Here is a 754-nt window from a genome sequence, read left to right as displayed (position 1 = left end):
AAGCGATAGATGCAGGCGTAAAAAGATTCTGCATTGTCACAAGCGGAAGAGTAAGGAAGATGGGAGTGAACTGAGGACATCCACTCTCAGGATGATGAAGTCCTCAATAAAGAACGCAGAGATTGCAAAACGCGGAAAGGGTGAGCTTACTGAAGAAGATATTATGGATGTGCTTTCTACAATGGTCAAGCAGCGCAAGGAATCTGTAGAGCAGTATTCAAAGGCAAACAGGAACGACCTTGCAGAAAAAGAAAACAAAGAGATTGAGATTATCCAGAAATATCTCCCTGAACAGCCTTCTTCTGAAGAGGTTGATGAAATCATTAAATCAACGATTCAGTAAATCAACGATTCAGGTCGTTGTGACTCGCAACCGGGAGGCAGGGATTGCCGGCATGAAGGATATGGGCAGGCTAATGAAGGAACTCATGCCTAAACTTAAAGGCAAGGCAGACGGTAAGCTTGTAAGCCAGCGTGTAAAAGAGATTCTTGAAAAGGAAGGTCGGAGACTCGACTCTGCGAGATAGAGCAGAATTTTCTGAAAAAGTTAAGATACATTTGCGACATTAAGGGCTTCTATCAGAGATTTCAGCCTGTATATCCCGGGGAAATTATGGCAATCAGATAACGGTTCAGAGAACTTCGGTGAGTTTGATGGGCAATTAGAGAAGGATGGAATTCCTCATTACTTTTCCTCTCCTCGTTGCCCCAAGATCAATACCTATATTGAAAGGTACAACAGACCCATTCAAGA

General features: G+C 43.1%; 2 protein-coding genes. Both read left to right on the top strand.

The features are described 5' to 3' along the window. Positions 1-343: GatB/YqeY domain-containing protein (locus HW443_RS12330; protein ID WP_219857265.1), on the top strand; the 343-nt coding region annotated here is incomplete at its 5' end. A gap of 52 nt (positions 344-395) precedes the next feature. Continuing rightward, entirely contained in the window at positions 396-527 is a 132-nt protein-coding gene (locus HW443_RS14195) for a GatB/YqeY domain-containing protein (protein ID WP_407079830.1), read from the top strand. Positions 528-754 lie beyond the last annotated feature (227 nt).

Origin of the sequence: Candidatus Hakubella thermalkaliphila (assembly GCF_013281975.1) — a bacterium.
GTDB lineage: Bacteria > Actinomycetota > Humimicrobiia > Hakubellales > Hakubellaceae > Hakubella > Hakubella thermalkaliphila.
Note: the sequence above shows the minus strand (reverse complement) of the source record. Positions and strands in the feature narration are given on the sequence as shown.